This is a genomic window from Serratia sp. CY52157 (assembly GCF_052168495.1).
GTDB classification, from domain to species: Bacteria; Pseudomonadota; Gammaproteobacteria; order Enterobacterales; family Enterobacteriaceae; genus Serratia; species Serratia ureilytica.
In genome coordinates this window covers 641,958-661,037 of sequence record NZ_JBJNMO010000001.1, presented here as the reverse complement: position 1 = coordinate 661,037, position 19,080 = coordinate 641,958, and the positions used below count along the sequence as shown (strand labels likewise).

General features: G+C 61.3%; 17 protein-coding genes. 5 read left to right on the top strand and 12 right to left on the bottom strand.

Features of this window, described 5'->3' with window-relative positions; all coding sequences use genetic code 11:
• The first annotated feature begins 77 nt into the window (after positions 1–77).
• A complete protein-coding gene (locus ACJ8IP_RS03270) occupies positions 78–1,082 on the top strand; it encodes an alpha/beta fold hydrolase (RefSeq protein WP_033650452.1) in 1,005 nt (334 codons plus the stop codon).
• Between the two features lie 69 nt (positions 1,083–1,151).
• Positions 1,152–1,802, top strand: coding sequence for a dihydrofolate reductase family protein (locus ACJ8IP_RS03265; RefSeq protein WP_042784450.1), 651 nt, complete (start codon positions 1,152–1,154; stop codon positions 1,800–1,802).
• A gap of 41 nt (positions 1,803–1,843) precedes the next feature.
• Here the strand turns inward: ACJ8IP_RS03265 and ACJ8IP_RS03260 are convergent, their stop codons facing one another.
• A complete protein-coding gene (locus tag ACJ8IP_RS03260) occupies positions 1,844–3,460 on the bottom strand; it encodes a serralysin family metalloprotease (RefSeq protein WP_042784449.1) in 1,617 nt (538 codons plus the stop codon).
• Positions 3,461–3,871: 411 nt separating this feature from the next.
• Here ACJ8IP_RS03260 and ACJ8IP_RS03255 point away from each other — a divergent pair, with 411 nt between their 5' ends.
• Complete coding sequence (locus tag ACJ8IP_RS03255) at positions 3,872–4,225, top strand: AprI/Inh family metalloprotease inhibitor (RefSeq protein ID WP_123061673.1); 354 nt, start codon at positions 3,872–3,874, stop codon at positions 4,223–4,225.
• Between the two features lie 4 nt (positions 4,226–4,229).
• Here the strand turns inward: ACJ8IP_RS03255 and ACJ8IP_RS03250 are convergent, their stop codons facing one another.
• Together ACJ8IP_RS03250 and ACJ8IP_RS03245 are read right to left on the bottom strand one after the other, a co-directional pair.
• Positions 4,230–4,751, bottom strand: coding sequence for a chromate transporter (locus ACJ8IP_RS03250; protein ID WP_033644268.1), 522 nt, complete (start codon positions 4,749–4,751; stop codon positions 4,230–4,232).
• A complete protein-coding gene (locus ACJ8IP_RS03245; RefSeq protein WP_042785697.1) occupies positions 4,748–5,314 on the bottom strand; it encodes a chromate transporter in 567 nt (188 codons plus the stop codon). The genes ACJ8IP_RS03250 and ACJ8IP_RS03245 overlap by 4 nt, the downstream gene beginning before the upstream one ends.
• 103 nt (positions 5,315–5,417) lie before the next feature.
• On the opposite strand from ACJ8IP_RS03245, the gene ACJ8IP_RS03240 reads away from it, so the two are divergent.
• Positions 5,418–6,329, top strand: coding sequence for a LysR family transcriptional regulator (locus ACJ8IP_RS03240; RefSeq protein ID WP_164106313.1), 912 nt, complete (start codon positions 5,418–5,420; stop codon positions 6,327–6,329).
• A 290-nt stretch (positions 6,330–6,619) separates the two neighbouring features.
• Positions 6,620–7,789 carry a cupin domain-containing protein gene (locus ACJ8IP_RS03235; RefSeq protein WP_164106316.1) on the top strand — a complete coding sequence of 390 codons (1,170 nt, stop codon included), beginning with the start codon at positions 6,620–6,622 and terminating at the stop codon, positions 7,787–7,789.
• Positions 7,790–7,825: 36 nt separating this feature from the next.
• Here the strand turns inward: ACJ8IP_RS03235 and ACJ8IP_RS03230 are convergent, their stop codons facing one another.
• The 9 genes from ACJ8IP_RS03230 to ACJ8IP_RS03190 form a co-directional block, all read right to left on the bottom strand.
• Positions 7,826–9,130: a c-type cytochrome gene (locus ACJ8IP_RS03230; RefSeq protein ID WP_164106318.1), complete on the bottom strand. Its 1,305-nt coding sequence runs from the start codon at positions 9,128–9,130 to the stop codon at positions 7,826–7,828.
• 11 nt (positions 9,131–9,141) lie between these two features.
• Entirely contained in the window at positions 9,142–9,600 is a 459-nt protein-coding gene (locus tag ACJ8IP_RS03225; protein ID WP_033650458.1) for a (2Fe-2S)-binding protein, read from the bottom strand.
• Positions 9,600–11,822, bottom strand: a complete 2,223-nt coding sequence (locus ACJ8IP_RS03220) for a xanthine dehydrogenase family protein molybdopterin-binding subunit (RefSeq protein ID WP_033650459.1) — start codon at positions 11,820–11,822, stop codon at positions 9,600–9,602. Before ACJ8IP_RS03220 ends, ACJ8IP_RS03225 begins: the two co-directional genes overlap by 1 nt.
• A 201-nt stretch (positions 11,823–12,023) precedes the next feature.
• Complete coding sequence (locus ACJ8IP_RS03215; protein WP_033650460.1) at positions 12,024–12,848, bottom strand: M55 family metallopeptidase; 825 nt, start codon at positions 12,846–12,848, stop codon at positions 12,024–12,026.
• A gap of 16 nt (positions 12,849–12,864) precedes the next feature.
• Complete coding sequence (locus tag ACJ8IP_RS03210) at positions 12,865–13,920, bottom strand: P1 family peptidase (RefSeq protein WP_033650461.1); 1,056 nt, start codon at positions 13,918–13,920, stop codon at positions 12,865–12,867.
• Positions 13,921–14,091: 171 nt separating this feature from the next.
• Positions 14,092–16,191 (bottom strand): peptidase domain-containing ABC transporter, encoded by a 2,100-nt coding sequence (locus ACJ8IP_RS03205; RefSeq protein WP_164106320.1) that lies wholly within the window; start codon positions 16,189–16,191, stop codon positions 14,092–14,094.
• Entirely contained in the window at positions 16,184–17,458 is a 1,275-nt protein-coding gene (locus tag ACJ8IP_RS03200) for an HlyD family secretion protein (RefSeq protein ID WP_108680675.1), read from the bottom strand. The genes ACJ8IP_RS03205 and ACJ8IP_RS03200 overlap by 8 nt, the downstream gene beginning before the upstream one ends.
• A 260-nt stretch (positions 17,459–17,718) precedes the next feature.
• The gene (locus ACJ8IP_RS03195) at positions 17,719–18,042 is read right to left on the bottom strand and encodes a hypothetical protein (protein WP_108682301.1); all 324 of its coding nucleotides are present in this window, start codon (positions 18,040–18,042) and stop codon (positions 17,719–17,721) included.
• A gap of 265 nt (positions 18,043–18,307) precedes the next feature.
• Positions 18,308–19,051 carry a sulfite exporter TauE/SafE family protein gene (locus ACJ8IP_RS03190; protein WP_164106322.1) on the bottom strand — a complete coding sequence of 248 codons (744 nt, stop codon included), beginning with the start codon at positions 19,049–19,051 and terminating at the stop codon, positions 18,308–18,310.
• Positions 19,052–19,080: the final 29 nt, after the last annotated feature.

Sequence of the window (19,080 nt, the reverse complement as noted above, 5' to 3'; positions counted from 1 at the left end):
GAATTATCTGAAACCACTGGCGCGCCAGCGCGCCGATTGTGGCTATACTCGGCTATCGCCCTTTTCAGGAGATCAGGATGCTGAGATTAACCCGCCGCGCGCTGTTGTGCGCCACGTTGGCCGCGTTCACCGCCGGCGCCGCCGAAACGCCGAAATTCGGCCCGGAGCTGCAGGGCTTTCACTACCCCTACCCGTTGCAACAATTCAGCTTCACCTCGCAGGGGCAGCCGTTAAAAATGGGCTATATGGACGTGCCGCCGGAAGGCGCCGCCAACGGCCGCACCGCGCTGCTGCTGCACGGTAAAAACTTCTGCGCCGCCACCTGGCAGGACACCATCAAGGCGCTGAGCAAGGCCGGTTACCGCGTCATCGCGCCCGATCAAATCGGTTTTTGCTCCTCCACCAAGCCGGCGCATTACCAGTACAGCTTCCAACAGCTGGCGCAAAATACCCACGGCCTGCTGCAGAATCTGAACATCAGCAAGGCCATCGTCATCGGCCACTCCACCGGCGGCATGCTGGCCACGCGCTACAGCCTGATGTATCCGCAGGCGGTGGAACGGCTGGTGATGGTCAACCCGATCGGCCTTGAGGACTGGAAGGCGAAAGGCGTGCCGTGGCGCAGCGTCGATCGGTGGTTCGAGCGCGAGCTGAACACCACCGCCGAGGGCATCCGCAACTATGAGCAGCGCACCTACTACGGCGGCCGCTGGAAGCCGGAGTACGATCGCTGGGTGGATATGCTGGCCGGGCTGAACAACGGGCCGGGCCACCGCCTGGTGGCGTGGAACTCGGCGCTGATCTACGACATGATCTTCACCCAGCCGGTGTATTACGAGTTCAAGGATCTGCAAACGCCCACCACGCTGATGATCGGCACCGCCGACACCACCGCCATCGGCAGCGATATCGCCCCGCCGGCGGTCAAGGCCAAGATCGGGCACTACGCGGTGCTGGGCAAGCAGGCGGCGAAACTGATCCCGCACGCCACGCTGATCGAATTCGCCGGGCTGGGCCATGCGCCGCAAATGGAGGAGCCGGCGCGCTTCCATCAGGCGTTGCTCAAGGCGCTGCAACCCTGAGCGGCCGGTTGGCGCAGCCGGCGCGCGGCGGCTAAACTTTCAGCTGGCACTCAATTGCAGGAGACAGCCATGCGACAGATTATTGCCAGCGCGTTCGTCAGCCTCGACGGCGTTATGCAGGCGCCCGGCGGGCAGGACGAAGACCGCAGCGGCGGCTTTCGCTTCGGCGGCTGGACCGCCCCCTATTGGGATGACGCCGTCGCGGAAACGATGGGCGAACTTTTCTCTGCGCCTTTCGATCTGCTGCTCGGGCGGCGCACCTACGATATCTTCGCCGGCTACTGGCCGCATATCACCGACGAGGCCGACCCGTTTTCCGCCGATATCGCCCGCACGTTCAATCAGGCGGCCAAGTACGTCGCCACCCACCACGGCGAGACGCTGACGTGGGAGAACAGCCAGTGGCTGGGGCAAGACATCCTCGCCCGGCTGCGCGAGCTGAAGCGCACCCAGGGGCCGGTGCTGCTGGTGCAGGGCAGCAGCACGCTGATGCAACAGCTGCTGGCCAACGATCTGGTGGATGAACTGCGCTTGCTCACCTACCCGGTGCTGCTCGGCGGCGGCAAGCGGCTGTTCGATGACAACGCGGCGCCGGCGGCCTTCACGCTGACCCACTCGGTGGTCTCGCCCGGCGGCGTCATTGTGGCTCACTACCGCCGCGCCGGCGCGGTGAAAACCGGCTCTTTCGTGGCGGAAAGCGCCGCGGCGGCCCAGTCGTAAAAAAAGGGCCGGTCGGCCCTTTTCTCTTTCCCTTCCTCACCTCAGGCAAACAAAATATCGCTCTGCTCCACCTGCCCGACCACGTGGATCTTGAAGTCGGCGGCATAGCTGTTGCTCTGGGTGTTCATCAACAGATCGGTGGTGCCGTTGAAGGCGTCGAAGTTGAGCTGGATCTCGCCTTTCTGGCCGCTGAAGGCGCTGCCGCTGTCGATAAAGCGCAGCTCGCTCAGGCTATTGTTGAAGCGCAGGCCGGAGAGATCGATCTTGTCGATGCCGTGCTCGAAGTCTTCAATCACGTCGAACGCCGCCACCGTCGACTCTTTGGCGTTGAGATAGACGAAATAGTCGGTGAAGTTGTTGGCGTCTTTGCCGCCCCACAGATGGTCCGCCCCCCGCCCGCCGTACAGGATGTCGGAACCGGCGTTGCCCGCCAGCAGGTTGTCCTGATCGTTGCCGATGAGCAGATCGCGCCCGCTGCCGCCGATGGCGTTCTCGATGATCGCCCCGCGCGCGATGGCGACGTTCTGCGTGCCGCCGCCGACGCTGGAGAACGCGCCGTCGTTCAGGTTGATCATCTGCTGCTGGCTGTAGCCGGAGAAGTCCAGCGTGTCGTTGCCGCCGGCGTCCCACACCGCGAAGTTGACCGGTTTGCCGTTGTCCGCCGTGGCGGTCAGGAAATCACGGCCGGTGTTGGAGTTGAAGCCGTACACCGTGTCGCCGGTGCGGGTGTTCATGTTGGCGCCGTACAGCTTCTGGATCGCGGCGATGTCATCCACCATCGGCCCATAGCCATACACCCCTTTGGTGTCGGCGCCGGTGTAACCGGCGTTGAAATAGCTCATGATCGAGTATTGCAGCGAATCCTGATAATAAGCCGCGTCGTTCTGGTAACTCGGGTTGCCTAACGATGCGTCATAAGATCCCGGATGCGCCAGCCCCAGGGCATGCCCCAGTTCGTGGGTGAAGGTCTGGCTGCTGAAGTCGCCGCTAACCGGCGCCTTATGGGTGGCGAAATTTTTGTTGAACCACACCGTGCCCGCAAAGGCGTTATCGCTGCCCGATTTGGAACTCGGCGGGTAATAGGCGTAAGCGTTGATGGCATTCGGGCCGCTGCCGGCTGCGGTGCTGCCGTCGGCGCGCTGCGTGAAGTAGGCGAAGGTGATATCCGCGCGGTGGTTGATATCGGTGGACGCCGCCTCGGTGAAGGTTACGTTCGCCACGTCGGCCCACGCCTGCATCGATTTCAGCGCCTGAGCCTGCGCCGCCTGGGTCAACGGCTGCAGCCCCTTGTCGCCGTCACCGGTCTGGCCGATGCGGTTCAGCGCGCTTTGCGTCAGGAAGGAATAGGTCAGCGCGACCGGCTGGTGATACACCTGGTCGCCGTTGTGCGTCAGGCCCGGCCGCGTCAACTGATCGGCGGCGCGATCGAAGCTGAAGTTATCGCGGATTTTACCCAAATTATTAATCGCCGCCCCGCCGCGCTGGTTACTGTACAGGTTAGCGTTGTCCAGCGTGAACAGCGCGCCGTAGCCCAATCCGTCATAGGGGCTGCCGGGCTGGTGATAGTAAAACTGATAGTTATGATCGTTGGGGGATGTGGCGGCCAGGCTGGTGAACTCATCGTCATCTTGCAAAATGTCGTTGTGGCGACTGCTCATTGCATTCTCCTTTTACACACTAGGAATCCACTCGATTTGTAAGACCATTCATCAGTCGTTCTTATCTAAGTCGAGGCTTAGGATTGACCAGTATAGTGACTCACTCCGGCGGCGCGAGCCCGCCCAGCCTGGCTTCACCGCGCCGGGCGTTAAGAAGGAGATAACCATAACAATTTGTATTCTCACTATATTAATGAGAAAAATAAGCGCAATAACAGGTTAATCACTCGTCTTTTCGCGCCTTTTAGCGACGGTTAGATCAGAATAATCGAGGATTAAAAAACCTAATCCTTGCCTCATCATCCCGCCGGGAACGTGCTAAGGTGTGAACGGACAGCCGAAAGGAGTGACCCGATGCCAACCCATTTCCTTATGCGCGCCTTGCGTCGCGCCAGCCTGACAGGAGTCGTTATGAGCGTATTGTGCAGCAGTGCCCTGGGCAGTTCACTGCCGTTGCTGGAACCCGCCGCGCTGAAGGGCGACTGGCAGCTCGCCGCCATCGGCGACGGTAAAGCCGTCTGCGAGGTGCAGCTGAGCGATGAAGCGGTAGCCAACACCAACGCTTTCCGCTTCAGCGCCTCCGCCGAGTGCCTGCAGCCGCTGGCGCTGCAAACGTTGCCGGTCGCCTGGCGGCCGACGCCGGACGGCATGACGCTGACCGACGCCGAAGGGAGCATGGTGGCGTTTCTGGCCCTGACCGCGCCGAAGCGCTATGAGCTGATCGACCGCAACGGCCCTTCACGCTTTGTGCTGATCCCGCGCTAACCCTTCAGGCAAACAGCAGGCCGAGCAGCGCGCCGCCCGCCAGCACCCACAGCGGATGGAGGCGCTTGCTCATGCTTAATCCCGTCGCCAGCGCCACGATCGCCGCCAGCCGCCAATGGGGCGCGGAAGCCTCGGCGATCAAAAGGCCGCTGGCCACCACCAGCCCCACGGTCAGCGGCACCAACCCGGCCTGCACGATACGGCGCCACGGACGATCCTTAAAGCGCCGCCAGGCGCCCATCACCAATAGCGTAACGATGGAAGACGGCCCGAACTTGGCGATCGAAGAAACCAGCAGCCCCGCCCAGCCGGCCACGTGCCAACCGACCAGCGGTACGATCATCATGTTCGGCCCCGGCGCGGCCTGCGCCATGGCGAACAGCGCGCTGAACTCCTGGGCGCTCATCCACTGATGCACCTCTACCACTTGCCGCTGCATCTCCGGCAGAATGGTCATGCCACCGCCGAACGCCAATAAAGAGAGCTCGGTGAAGATCAGCGCCAACGCCATCAACACCCCGCTCATGACGGCCACCTCCACATCAGCAGAATGCTCAGCGGCGCCAGCACCAGCATGGTCGGCAACAGCGGCAGGCGCAGCCAGGCAATGGCGATCAGCGCCAGCGCGACGATCGCCAGCGCCGGCCATTTGCCGCGCAGCGGCAGCAGCATCTTGATCCCGGTCGAGAGCAGCAGCCCGGCGGCCGCGGCGGCCAGCCCGGCGAACACATGCTGCACATGGGGATCGTTTTGGAAGCGGGCGTACACCACGCCCAGTCCCACCACGATCGCCGTCGGCGCGCTGATGAGGCCCAGCAAGGCGCACAGCGCGCCGCGCAGCCCGCGAAATTCCATCCCCACCGCCACCGACAGGTTGATCACATTGCCGCCGGGCAAAAACTGGCACAGGCCGAGCAGCTCGGTGAACTGTTCCGCGTTCAGCCAGCGCCGGCGTTCCACCAACATGCTGCGCGCCATCGGCAGTACGCCGCCGAAGCCGATCAGCCCCAGCCACAGAAAGCCCAAAAACAGCGCCGCGTTGCCCGGCGCTGCCGCCGGGTGCGGTTTTAACGTATTGATATCTGACATGACATTGCCGTTCCACATCGCTTGTTTTGATGTCTGGTATCATGCGCGTCGCCGTGCCATGATGTCTAATGCATTCCGGAACAACGAAAGATACCTTTGAGGTATGGCTATGATTGAACTGCGTCGCCTGCGGGCGTTCGTCACCGTGGTGGAAGAAGGCAACATCACCCGCGCCGCCGAGCGGCTGTTTATCCAGCAGCCGCCGCTGACCCGCCTGTTGCAGGGGTTGGAAGACGAATTGGGCGTGAAGTTGTTACAGCGATTGCCGCGCGGCGTGCGCGTCACCGAAGCGGGCGGCGTGCTGTTCGAAGAAGCCCGCGCCCTGCTGGCGCGCGCCGAACGCCTGCGCGAAGCGGTGCAGCGCGCCGCCCGCGGCGAGCAGGGCCACATCGCCATCGGTTTCACCAGTTCCGCCGCGCTACACCCGTTCGTGCCCAACCTGCTGCGCCGCTACCGCGACATCCTGCCGGGCATCACCACTCAACTGGAAGAAGCCGGCAGCGGCGAACTGATGGAGGCGTTGCTGGAACAGCGCCTCGACGCCGCCTTTGTACGCTCGCCGGCCAACGGCATTCCCGGCCTGAGCGTAGAGCCAGTGCTCAGCGAGCCGATGATCGTCGCCCTGCCGCTGGGCCACCGGCTGGCGCAAGAAACGCAGCAACCGCTGCCGTTGGCCGAACTGGCTCACGAGGCGTTTATTCTCTATCGCCGCCCGGCCGGCCAGGGGCTGTACGACGCCATCCTGGCCGCCTGCCACCGCGCCGGCTTCAGCCCGCGCATCGTGCAGGAAGCGCCGCGCCTGCCGGCCACCCTCAGCCTGGTGGGCGCCGGATTAGGGGTGTCAATCGTGCCCGGTTCCATGCGGCGGCTGGGCGGCGACGGCATCGTCTACCGCACTCTCGCCGCAGAAGTGCAGCTCAGCGCCCCGCTTTACCTGGCGCTGCGCCGCAGCCCGGCCTCGCCGATCGTCGAGCGCTTTCGTCAGCTGGTGCTGGAGACCGTGGGGCAGTCATAAAAAGCCCGAACGGCCAATAAAAAATGACGTTCGTTTATTATTTATTTAAGCCTGTGAGCGGTGAAAATTAATTCCAATCCATAACTATTCAACTTCCGGTTAATTAATTAAACCCGCTCTCACTTAGTAACAAACGCAAACAAATAAGCGCCTACGCGATACATTCCAGCCGCTAGGATTTAAGGGTCACAGCCTATTCCCGCCGATGACAAAAAATCATTTCAATGGCGATCGCGCCTTCCCTGTCGCCTGCTTCTGCAGGCGCACGGTTTTATATTGGAGAAAACGCTATGCTATCACGTCGTGATATATTGAAAGTCTCCGCCGTCAGCGCGGCCGCCGCCGGCATGATCGGCGGCATCGCCAAAAATGCCGCTGCCGATGACCATCGCAATATCGTGCCTCCCAGCAGCTATCAGCCGCCTGCCGATGCGCAGCATCTCTATAAATACAAATTCACCGACAGCAAAAAGCGCAGCCTGCCCAACGGCTGGGCGCGCGAAGCCACCGTCGAGCAATTCCCGATCTCCGAAGGCGTGGCGGGCGTCGACATGACGCTGGAGCCGGGCGGCGTGCGTGAGCTGCACTGGCACGCCATCGCCGCCGAATGGGCGTTTATGCTCGAAGGCCATGCGCACATCACCATCCTCGATCCCGAAGGCAAATGCGAGGTGGCAGATTTCGGCCCCGGCGACGTTTGGTATTTCCCGAAAGGCTATGGCCATTCCATTCAGGCGCTGGCGGACGGCGCGCATTTTATTCTGGCGTTTGATAACGGCCACTTCTCTGAATTCGGCACTTTCAGCATTACCGATTGGGTGGCGCATATGCCGAAAGAGGCATTGGAAAAAAGCGTCGACATGCCGGCGGCGGTATTTTCCAAGGCCAAACAGGGCGAGGCTTATATTGTCGGCGGCGCAGTTCCGCCCGCATTGCCATTGCCGAAAAATGACGGCGGATTAAATAACGCCCCGCTGACCCACCGCTATGAATTAATGAAGCAAAAGCCGTTCTTTGAAAATGACGCCGGCAGCGTCCATTTGGTGTCGTCGAAAGAATTTCCCATTTCCACCACCATGACCGGCATCATCGAGATCGTGAAACCCGGCGCAATCCGGGAATTGCACTGGCACCCCAATGCCAACGAATGGCAATACTATATTGCCGGCAAAGGCCGCATGACGGTGTTCAGTTCGCACGGCCACGCGCAGACGGAAGAGTACGCCCCTTCGGACGTCGGTTACGTGCCGCAGGGCTTCGGCCATTACATCGAGAACATCGGCGATGAGGATTTGAAGGTACTGATCGTGATGGACAACGGCATTTATCAGGATATTTCGTTGTCCGACTGGCTGGCGAAAACCCCGGCCTACCTGCTGGCGGACAACTTCAATAATCAGGTTGAGGACTGGCAGGATAGACCGAAAGACAAACGGGTGATGTCGCGCCGCAGCCGCTGACGCCGCGGCGAGGGAGAATCTCCCTCGCCGCTTTCTTTACTGCTTGCGCTGCTCCGCCACCTGTTTGGCGGTGACCTTGCCCTGCTTGTCGCCGAAATGGCCAACCACAAAGTTGGCGACCGCCGCCACTTCCTCGTCGGAATACGCGCTGCCGAACGCCGGCATCATCTCATGCCGCTCGCCGACGCTGATGCTTGTCCCCTTCAGGATGGCCTGCACCACGCTGCGACCCTGCGGATCGTTCACCGCCGTGCTGCCGACCAGCGACGCGTACTCGCTCTGGCGGCCCGGCCCGTTCCACTGGTGGCAGCCGCTGCAGTCGTTGGCGAACACCCGGCGCCCGAGCGAGCTGTCTTGCCTGCCCGGCAGGATCGGCGTGGAAGCCCCCGCCCCCTTCGGCTGCAGGTTCACCGCCGCGGCGTCGTCCCCGGCGATCGGCTCGATATCGCGCAGGTATTTCACCAGCGCCAGATTATCTTCCGGCGTCAGGAACTGCAGGCTGTTTTCCACCGCTTCCGCCATCGGGCCGGCGGCGCTGCTGCGCCCCGGCGCATGACCGGTGGCCAGATATTGCGACAGCTGCTGGTCGCTCCAGCCGCCGATGCCGGTCTGTTTGTCCGGCGTGATGTTGGCGGCGAACCAGCCCTGCACCACTTCACCGCTCAGGTGCTTGCTCTGGTTAAGGCCGAACCCCAGATTGCGCGGCGTATGGCACTCGCCGCAGTGGCCGAGCGCCGTCGCCAGATAGGCGCCGCGATTCCACTGTTCATCCTTGTTGAGATCCGGCGCGAAGCGCTGCTCCTGGAAGAACGCCAGGTTCCAGAATTTCATGCCCCAACGCTGGTTGAACGGGAACGACAGATCGTTTTGCGGGTTGGCCTGTTTCACCGGCGGCAGGCTGAACAGATAATCCTTGATCGCCAGCACGTCGTCGCGGCTCAGCCCGGTGTACGAGGTGTACGGCATCGCCGGATACAGGTTGCCCTGCGGGCCGATGCCCTCACGCACCGCGCGCACGAACTGATCGTCGCTCCAGTTGCCGATGCCGGTCTCTTTGTCGGCGGTGATGTTGGTGCCGTAAATGGTGCCGAACGGCAGTTTAAAGGCGAAGCCGCCCGCATAAGGCGCGCCGCCCGGCGCGGTATGGCACGCCACACAGTCGGCGGCGCGCGCCAGGTACTCGCCGCGCGCCAGTTTATCGGTCATGCCGGCCGGCGCCCCGGCGATCGGCGCCGCAGGCTCCGCGCCGGCAGGCCGCAGCAGGGTATACAGCGCGTATCCTCCCGCCAACACCACCACGGCGATAATCAGCCATAACAGCCCTTTCAAGGCGTTGCTCATCACGTCTCTCCCTAACCCAACGCCTTGGCGGCCTGGTGGATGGCGGCGCGAATGCGCACATAGGTGGCGCAGCGGCAGACGTTGCCGCCCATCGCCGCGTCAATGTCCGCATCGCTCGGGTTTTTGCTCTGGGCCAGCAGCGCGCTGGCGCTCATGATCTGGCCGGACTGGCAGTAACCGCACTGCACCACGTCCAGGTTGAGCCAAGCTTCCTGCACCGCCTTGCCTTCCGGCGTGGCGCCGACGGCTTCGATGGTGGTGATTTTCTTGCCGGCGGCGGCGGAGACCGGCGTCATGCACGAACGCACCGGCACGCCGTCCAGATGCACGGTGCAAGCGCCGCACATGGCGATGCCGCAGCCGAACTTGGTGCCGGTCAGGCCGGCTTCGTCACGCAGAAACCACAGCAGCGGCATGTGCGGATCGCCCTCAAAGGTCAGCGGCTGCTCGTTTACGGTTAAATGAATCATCAGGTTCTCTCCTTGTCAGACGCCGGATTCGCAGTGGGATTATGCAGCGGCAGGCTCAGCGAGGCGCGCGGCCGCCCGAGCAGCGCCAGCGCGTTGCCGACCGCCGGAGCGATGGTCGGCACCCCCAGTTCGCCTACGCCGGTCGGTTTCTCGGTCGAAGGCACGATGATCACCTCAACCTCCGGCATCTCATTGATGCGCAGCGGGCGGAAATTATTGAAGTTGGACTGTTCGACCACGCCGTCTTTCAGCGTGATATTGCCGTACAGCGCCAGGTTCAGGCCGTAGCCGATGCCGCCTTCGATCTGCGCGCGGATCACGTCGGGGTTCACCGCCACGCCGCAGTCCACCGCGCACCACACCTTGTGCACTTTCGGGATACCGCCTTCGCCGATCGATACCTCGGCCACCTGCGCCACATAGGTATCGAACGCCTTGGCGACGCCCACGCCGCGCGCGCGTCCGTCCACCACCTTGGCGCCCTGCCAATCAGCGGCTTTGGCCACCGCCCGCAGCACGCCCGCCGCGCGCGGCGCGTCGCCCATCAGCGCCAGCCGCCCTTCCACCGGATCCTGCCCGGTTTCCTGCAGCAGTTGATCGATAAAGCTCTCCACCGCGTGGCCGGTGTGGGTGCTGGCGACCGACCGCAGCGAGGTGGTCGGCACCTTGCCGGGCACGATATGCGCATCGCAGCGGAAGGCCTCAAAGGTATAAGGCACCTCGCTGGCGCCCTCGACCATCATCTGATCGAGGCCGTTGACCACCAGCGCATCCATCGCGCTGTGGCGCGTCCAGGAGTGGCCGACTACGGTATCGGTCCAGCCCACCACCTTGCCGCCGCGAATGGCGCCGCGCAGGCGATGCAGGATCATCGGGCGATACCAACCGTTGCGGATGTCGTCCTCGCGCGTCCATACCACCTTCACGCCGTGGCCGGGGCCGATGCCCTTGGCCGCCGCCGCCATGTCGGCCGCCAGATCCGGCCCCAGCGTCGGGTTGCCCAGATCGATACGCCGGCCGAAGCTGCCGCCCGCCAGAATGGTTTCAATCTGCACCTTCTCCGGCGGCAGCTCGAACAGATCGCACAGCTGCTTGTGGTCGAGCGTCTGGATTTGGCAGCCGTAGCGCGCCTTGACGCTTTCGCCGTCCCAGAACAGATAGCCGTCCAGCGGCTCCATCGGCGCGTGAGCGACGTAGGGGAAGGTGTATTCGGCCTCGATCACCTTATCGGCCTTGTCGAACACCTCGTCCGGCTTACCGAGACTCTTCGCCACTACGCCGGTTTTCTGCGCCACCTGGCGGAATTCGGCGTAGATCTCCTCGGTGTTGCGTCGCTCCGCCTGCGCATCGTCCCAAGTGACCCTAAGCCGATCCCGCCCCTGGATCGCCGCCCAGGTATTTTTGGCGTAAACCGCCACGCCGGTGGCAACCTGTTTCACCGCCACCACGCCCGGCACCGCCAACGCACGGTCGGCGTCAAACGTCGCCACCTTGCCGCCGAAGCGCGGCGGTTTCTTGATGGTGACGGTCAGCATGTCCGGCTCGTGGATATCCTGCGAGAACTGCGCGCTGCCGTTGGTTTTCGCCAGTGAATCGACGCGGTGCAGACCGCGCGTTTTGCCGATCAGGGTGAAATTGGCCGGATCCTTCAGCGCCAGGCTGGCGGGATCGGGCGGCGGCAGCGTGGCGGCCAACTCGGCGAACTCGCCGAAACCCGCTTCGCGCCCGCTGGCGGCATGGCGGATCTTGCCCGCCTGCACGGTGATTTCCTGCGCGGAGGTTTTCCAACTCTGTGCCGCAGCCTGCACCAGCAGCGCGCGCGCCATGGCGCCCATGCGCCGCATCTGTTCATAGGCGTTGGCCACCGAACTGGATCCGCCGGTGCCCTGGAAGCCGAACGCCAGGTTTTTGTAGATATTGGTGTCCACAGGCGCGGCCACGACCCGCACCTGTGCCCAGTTGGCGTCGAGCTCTTCGGCGACCAGCGTCGCCATGCCGGTATAGACCCCCTGGCCTACTTCGGTGTGTTTACTGATGACGGTGACGATGCCGTCGGCGCCGATCTGGACGAAGGCGTTGGCGTCAAACGCCGTCGCGCCGGCGGCGGCCGGGGCGTTCGAGCGCGCCAGCGCACCGGTGGACGGCAGATAGGTGCCGATCACCAACGCCCCGGCGCCGACGATAAACCGCCGCCGCGAAAGCGGAACTTGGGATATGCTCATTGCTCATGACTCCAAAAAAACCGGAGGCGTCACTGCCTTCGGCGAAACAGCGCTAATTATGGGAATGGCTTGCCGCGCCGGTCAGGTGACATAGCACAACAGAGCAATAATTAGCGTAGCCTATTATCCAGTAGGCTTAATGTTGAAGAGGGATTTTCTATTGGAGAATCGTGCGGTGCGGGCGGGAACCCGCACCGGGGGTCAGCTCTGCGTCGTCGCCAGATAGGAGAAGACGCTGAGCAGGCGGATTTGCGCCGCCATGTTGTCGCTGTCGAAGGCCACGGTGAGCGCATCCTGGCGCTCCACGCCGGGCACCAGGCTGAACAGATCCGCCAGCACCGGTTTGGCCGCCATCAGCGTCAGCCGGTAAGGCGGCATAAAACGGCGCTCCACCGGCAGTCTGGCGCCCTGGCGCACCTGTTGCATCGCGCGCTCGCGGATCTCGGCGCGCGCCCGCTGTGGGCTGAGCGATTCGGCGGCGGTTTGCGAGAGGGCGCGTTTCACGCAAACATAGCCGGATTGCGGATAACGTTCAGCGATCCAGCGTTGCAGCTCGTCGTCACCGCTCACCAGCCACAGCGGCACGTTTAACTCGGCCGCCGCCGCCGCATACAGATCGCTTTCGCCTACCGCCTCGCCGTTCAGGCTGACGCGATAAAAGGCCCGGCCGTTGATGGTATGCGCCAGCACGCCACGCTCGCCGGCGGCGCTGTGATAACCGATAAACATCAGGCCGTCGTAACGTTGATGCTGCAGCCCTTCCACCATCGACAGCCCGCGCGGTTTGCCCTGCACCAGGCGCGCCCGCGCATCGATGCGGTCGGCGCGCAGGTTCTGCATCATCGCGTGGCTGTCGGCCACCGTCACCTCGGTGGCGCCGCCGGCAAAAGCGCCGTCGATGGCGGCGTTGACCTCCTGCTCCATCAGCTCGCGCGCCGCCGCATAGTCGGCGTGGGCCGGGTTGCACTGCTCCGGCCGCATCACGCCGGCGATCCCCTCGATATCCGCAGAGATAAAGACTTTCACATCAGGCTCCCGTTATTTAATTTGCCGCCAGCCGATCGAGCAGCGGGCCCAGCGCCACGCGCGCATGCTGCTCGAAGCCGCTGACGCCTTCGGCGCTGAGCAACGCATCCAGCACCGCGTATTCGGTGGCGTCCGCCGCCGCCGCGAACAGCGGCTCCAGCCGTTCGTCCGGCAGCGTCGCCCCCAGCAACCGAGTGGAAAACGCCAGCGCGATGTCGCCGGAGCCGTGCCCCCAATGGCTGCCCACCCGCCCCAGGCCCGCGCCCGCGCGGCGGGCGATGCGGTTCAGCTGGCGGCTATCCAGCGCCCGATCGCAGGCGATGATGATGATGACCGAACCGGCGTCCACCTGCGGCGGCGGATCCGCCAACAGCTTGCCCAGCGCCTGGCCGACGCGCACGCCGCTCAGCGTCAGCGAGTCGAGGGTGCCGAAATTGGCCAGCACCAGCACGCCGAGCGTGGTGCCGAGCCCCGGGCAATAGCGCGAAGCGGTGCCGATGCCCCCTTTCAAGCCGAAACTGCTCATGCCGCGCCCGGCGCCGACGCTGCCGCGCGCAAAGCGGGTGGAATGGTTATCCAGCGCGCTGAAGACGTGCTCCTCACGCACCGCCATCGCCTGAATATCGTTGAGGTAGCCGTCGTTGCACTCCAGCACCAGCGGGTTGATGGTGGCGCTGCCGCGGCCGATCTGCGGGTAGCGCCGGCAGCTGCGCCGCACCATGGCGTTGAACAGCGTGCCGACCGCGAAGGTGTTGCTCAGCAGGATCGGCGTTTGCAGCACCCCCAGTTCGTTCAGCTGCACCAGCCCCAGCGGCTTGGCGAAGCCGTTGAGCACCGCGCTGCCGCACGGCAGCGGCTGGTTGAACAGATCGCCCGGCGGCACGATGGCGGTGACGCCGGTCTGGCATTCGCCGTCGGCCAGCGTGTGATGCCCGACGCTGACGCCCGGCACGTCGCACAGGGTGTCGGTCGGGCCGGCCGGATAACGCGCGCCCGGCAGGCGGCGGTGGCGCCGCCAATAGCTCAGCAGATTATCGAGGCTTTGTTGTTCAAATGCCTGGCTGTCTGTCATGGTTCCCTCATCCGCCGTTAGCCCATCAGAAAACCAGAATATCGCGCAATGCGCCGCGCCGTAAATTGAAAGCGGAAGCGAGCAGCAAAAATAGCCTTGCCCCATCGCCACTTATTGGGTTTTAGGGAGAAAAGCAATGTAAGTGGCTTGTGGCGCAGGTGATATCCCCCCTTATCCAATATGGATAACCCGATCTGCCGACGCAATGGTCGTTTCACGGTGGGCAATGATCAGCTTAGTGATATTGAGTCTCTTAATTGCCTGATTCACGGCAGCTTCGCTCTCCTTATCCAGTGCACTGGTGGCCTCATCCAGGAACAAAATAGCCGGTTTCTTGTAGATTGCCCGGGCTATGAATAGCCGTTGTTTTTGCCCGCCGGACAATCCTTCCCCCAACTCGCCGATCGGGGTTTCATACCCCATCGGCATGCGCATGATCACCTCATGCAGATAGCTGGCACGGGCACAGGCTTCCATCCAGGCATCATCCATCTTGTCCGCGAACCCGCAAATATTTTCGCGGATTGAGCCGGAGAACAGTTTGTCGTCCTGCATCACGCAGGCAATCATTTTGTGGTAGTTGTTGATGCCGAGCTGCCGGATATCGACGCCGTTCACCTCAACCCGCCCTGCAGCCGGGGTAAACAGTCCGCACAACACCTTCATCAGCGTGGTTTTGCCGGCGCCGGACGGGCCCACGATGGCCACGCTTTCGCCCGGCGCAACGCTGATGTCCAGGCCATCAAAGATAGCCGGTGACTGGCTGTCGTAACGATAGCTCAGGGCATGGGTCGTCAATCCCAAAGGTTGCAGGCCCGCCGTGTAAGGGTGATCGGGTTTACGCTCCTCCCGCGGATGCAGGGCGATATCGGCAATGCGCTCGTTATGCAGGCTCATCATGCGCAGCTGCAGCAAAAATTCCGTCAGCGACCCGATGCGGTCGGAGAACTGCCCCCGAAAGGCGCCGAACGCCACGAACATGCCGAGGGTCATCTGGTTATCGATCACCAGGCTGGTTCCCAACCACAGAATGACGATCTGGTCACACGCCGCTATGAAGGTGTTGATCCCGCCAAACAGCATGTCCATTCGGGTGACGCGGATCCCCGTGTTGATGGTGTCGATTTCAAGGTTTAGCCAGTGAGCGATGCGGCGTTCTGCCATGCCCTGCATTTTGACGGTAGCGATACCGTACAGCGTTTCCATAAAATACGAGCCGGCCCGAGCCTCTCTCACCAGCGCCTCCTCGGACAGCTGACGGTAATAGCCGTAGGTCAGCAGTCGCATCAACACATAAAGCGCAGTGAAAGTGAGCACTACCCAGGTCAGCCAGCCGCCATACAGCGCCATCATCACCAGCACACCGATCACCATGATGCCGTCCATGATGGCGCCGACGATGCTGGTGGTGAAAGTGCTGCGCAGCGTATCCAGTGAACCGAAACGTGACTGAATGTCCCCCAGCTTACGACGTTCAAAGTAACCGAGCGGCAGGCGCAGCAGATGGGTGAACAACCCGGACTGCCACTGAACGTTGATAAGCGTCGCCATGACCAATCCTGACCATGCCCGCACCATGCCGATGGCAGCCCGCAACAAGATAAACAGCATCAATCCGGCGCAAATGAGCGACAGTAACCCACGATCTCCGGCAGGAATAGCGTGATCCATCACCAGCTGCGTGCCGATGGGCATCACCAGGTTGATGGTTTCGAATACCAGAGACAGGCAAAAGATTTTGCCGAGCGCCCCCTTGAGGCCATGCACGCTGCCGATCAGCGTGCGAAGATGAATGCGATGGCGGACGCTGTCGGCGGTGAATTCGCTGCCGGGCCAGGCCTCAAGCGCTACGCCGGTGAAACTGTGCGACAGTTCCGTCAGGCTGACGGCCCGGCGCCCGCGCGCCGGATCATGCAGCACTGCGCGGTGGCCTTTGACGCTGACCAGCACCACAAAATGGTTGAATTCCCAGTGCAGAATGCAGGGCAGTTTTAGCGCGCCGAGTTCGTCCAGATCCAGAGACAGGGGACGGGTGCTCAACCCCAATTGCTCGGCGATACCGGTCAGTCCAACCAGCGTTGCACCGCGGGTTGACAGGTTGAACTGCCGGCGCAGCGCGATCAGGTCGATATTTTTGCCGTAATAACCGCAGATCATCGCCAGACAGGCCAGCCCGCATTCCGACGACTCGGTCTGGTGCACCATCGAAACCCGGTGGCGCAACCGCAGATCCAGTTGGCTGACCCGTTGTTTGAATGAGGTCCTACTCATTGACTGGCCCCGTCGCGCTGTGTTTCATGTCGTAGAACGGCGACAGCATCCATTGATAAATCTTCCTTTTTTCCAGAAACAGGGTGCTTTGCGCTTTCATGCCGTTTTCCAGGCTCAGGCGTTTACCGTCATAGGCAACGGCCTGTTTCTCCGGCATGACGATCACCTTGTAGTACGGCACGGCGGCGGTCAGCGCCGCTTTGGGCGCTCCCTGATAGGTCAGCATTTCCTGCGGCGAGGCCGGGGCTTTGGAGATGACGGCCACCGTACCGGCAAACTGGCCAAATTTCTCCGCCGGAAAAGCGTCATAGCGCACATTGACCTTATCGCCGGCGACGATGTAGGGGATAGCGTCGTTGGGCACCCACAGTACCAGGGCATAGCGATCGATGTTTTGCGGGATAATCTGCAGCAGACTGTCGCCGACGTTGACCATTTGGCCAACCGTGACGCTCAGCGAATCGATACGGCCGCCGGCCAGCGCGCGAACGATAATATCGCCAGTGGCATCTATGTTTTGCCGCTCCTTTTGCAGCTCGTAGCGCTGCAGCTCCATCTGGTAAATCTGGTTGTCGAATTCGGCAGCCTGGATATGGATCTGGCTTTCCAGCGCGGTGATCTGCAGCGCATTCTGTTCGTTCTGGCCGGACAGGCCCAGCAGGTTGTTCTGCTGCTGGTAATACAGCGCCACCTGGTTGGTGAGCTGATCCTTATTGATCAGCCCCTTGGTCTGATAGTGCCGGTAGTTCTCCATGTTTTCCTTCATGATACGAATCCCTTCCTGGGCGCGTTTGAGGATATCGGTGGAACGGGTGAATGCGGCGGTGTATTGCGCCTTCTGTTGTTCCAGCATGATAAGCGTGGCCTGCTTGCTGCTTTCCAGTCGGTTGATGATTTGCGCAATGCGTGCCAGCTGGCCATCGATATCCCGCCGCTGGTTGTCGCTGATCACACCGCTACGGGTACTCTTGCTGACGTCGATCTGGTAAATGGGGGCACCAGCGGCAATCACCTGCCCTTCGGTGACGAATTGCTTGACCACTATCCCCTGGACGGCGGAATAAACGTTGGCGGCGCGCGGATAAGTGCTGATCTCGCCGGTCACGTTGACCCGCCGGGTATAGGTACCGGCGATCGCGAAGGTGAGAAAGGCGATGAAGAAAAACAGGCAGAACCCTGTCGTGCCCCAAACGGGAATACCGGGTAGCAGAAGCGCCCTGCCACGCCATTTCATTTTCTGATTATCGATCGCTTCCTGGCGAAACATGAGCAGCGTCCCTTAGTGATAGCTAACATTCAAATTCACAGGCTACTGTATTGACAATAAAATAAGCAGAAGGTCAGTTAATTTTGGTGAGAGGATATGAAACCATTACAATAAACACCTTTAAATCTTCTGAGTGAACCTGGCGCCAATAAATTTTACGAACGTATGTTTCACCCAATGGCAGTATCATATCCAGAAAAAAATCAGAGAGATCCAGTTCGACAAGCCTTTTTATTCTTTAAACTCTACAGTATCTACTTCTAACTCATTTTCATCGTGGCAAAATAGACTATCGTCATAACAATGACACAAATAGAACAGAACAATAAATCACCTGAAAAATTTCTCAATGAATCCAAATAATCATTGCTGTTCTTATTTAATTTTTTAATGGCATCGCTTTCGTTATCAGCCTCTACTTCGATATGATGCTTTCTAAACCCCTTCTGCTTCATGTCTTTAATTATTTCTCGTGTAACCATTTCCTTTCTTAGCACTTTTGATTCATCACTCTTTATAAAAACAACATATCTATTCATCATATACCCCATCACCGTTATCAGACGCTCTTTTTCCACTCCCATCTCGATCCTGCCATCCACCCGACATCGCATCGAATTGGCTGCTTAAAATTTCCTTCATCAATGTTCCCCTATGCATTCACTGGGGTTATCCCATTTTTAAAGGGTTATAGTTGAAAAAGTAAAATACACTAATAATACATAACTACTCTGTATTTCATAAAAAATCCAATAAAAAAGCCCATTTTAAACATTGAAAACAATCATATTAGAATAAAACCGAGAATAATATACCGAACCTGATTACACGTAGGTACTATCGATTCAATTAATTGAATCGCCAAATAATCTCAACGCCCAAGATTAATAATCCAATAAAGAAGAGGCGGCGGAACAGCTGCGGGCGACAATGACGACGCACCCTCTCCCCCAGCCACATGCCGCCCAACGCAGGCAACAGCGCCAACAGCGAACCGCCGAGCAGCGTGGCGGGCAGCGCCTGATGCCAGGCTAAGCCGGCGGCCAGCGCCAGCGTCGAGACGCTGAACGACAGCCCCAGCGCCTGCACCAGATCGTCGCGCGCCAGGCCCAACGCATTCAGGTAAGGCACCGCCGGAATGACGAACACTCCGGTGGCGCCGGTCAGCGCACCGGTCACCAGGCCGCACAGCGGCCCCAACCAGGGTTCCGCCACAGCGGAAACGCGCCAGTCGAAACGGGTAAAACCCAGCAGCGCATAACCGATCAGACACACGCCCAGCGCCAGCGGCGCCAGGCGGCCGTCGCCGGCAGTGAGCGCCCCCGCGCTCAACAACGTGCCCAGCGTGACGCACAGCATCATCGGCCAGAGCCGGCGGCACAGCGCCCCCAGCCGCGCCCCGCGCAGCAACTGCCACAGGTTGGTGATCAGCGAAGGCAGCAACAGCAACGCGGCGGCCTGACCCGGCGGCATCATCAGGCTGAGCAACCCCATCGACACGGTCGGCAGCCCCAGACCGATCGCTCCTTTGACCGTGCCGGCCAGCGTAAAAATGCCCGTCAGGGCGATAATCTCAAGTAGCGTCAGCGACATGCGTCTATCCTTATGGCGAATCAACGGCT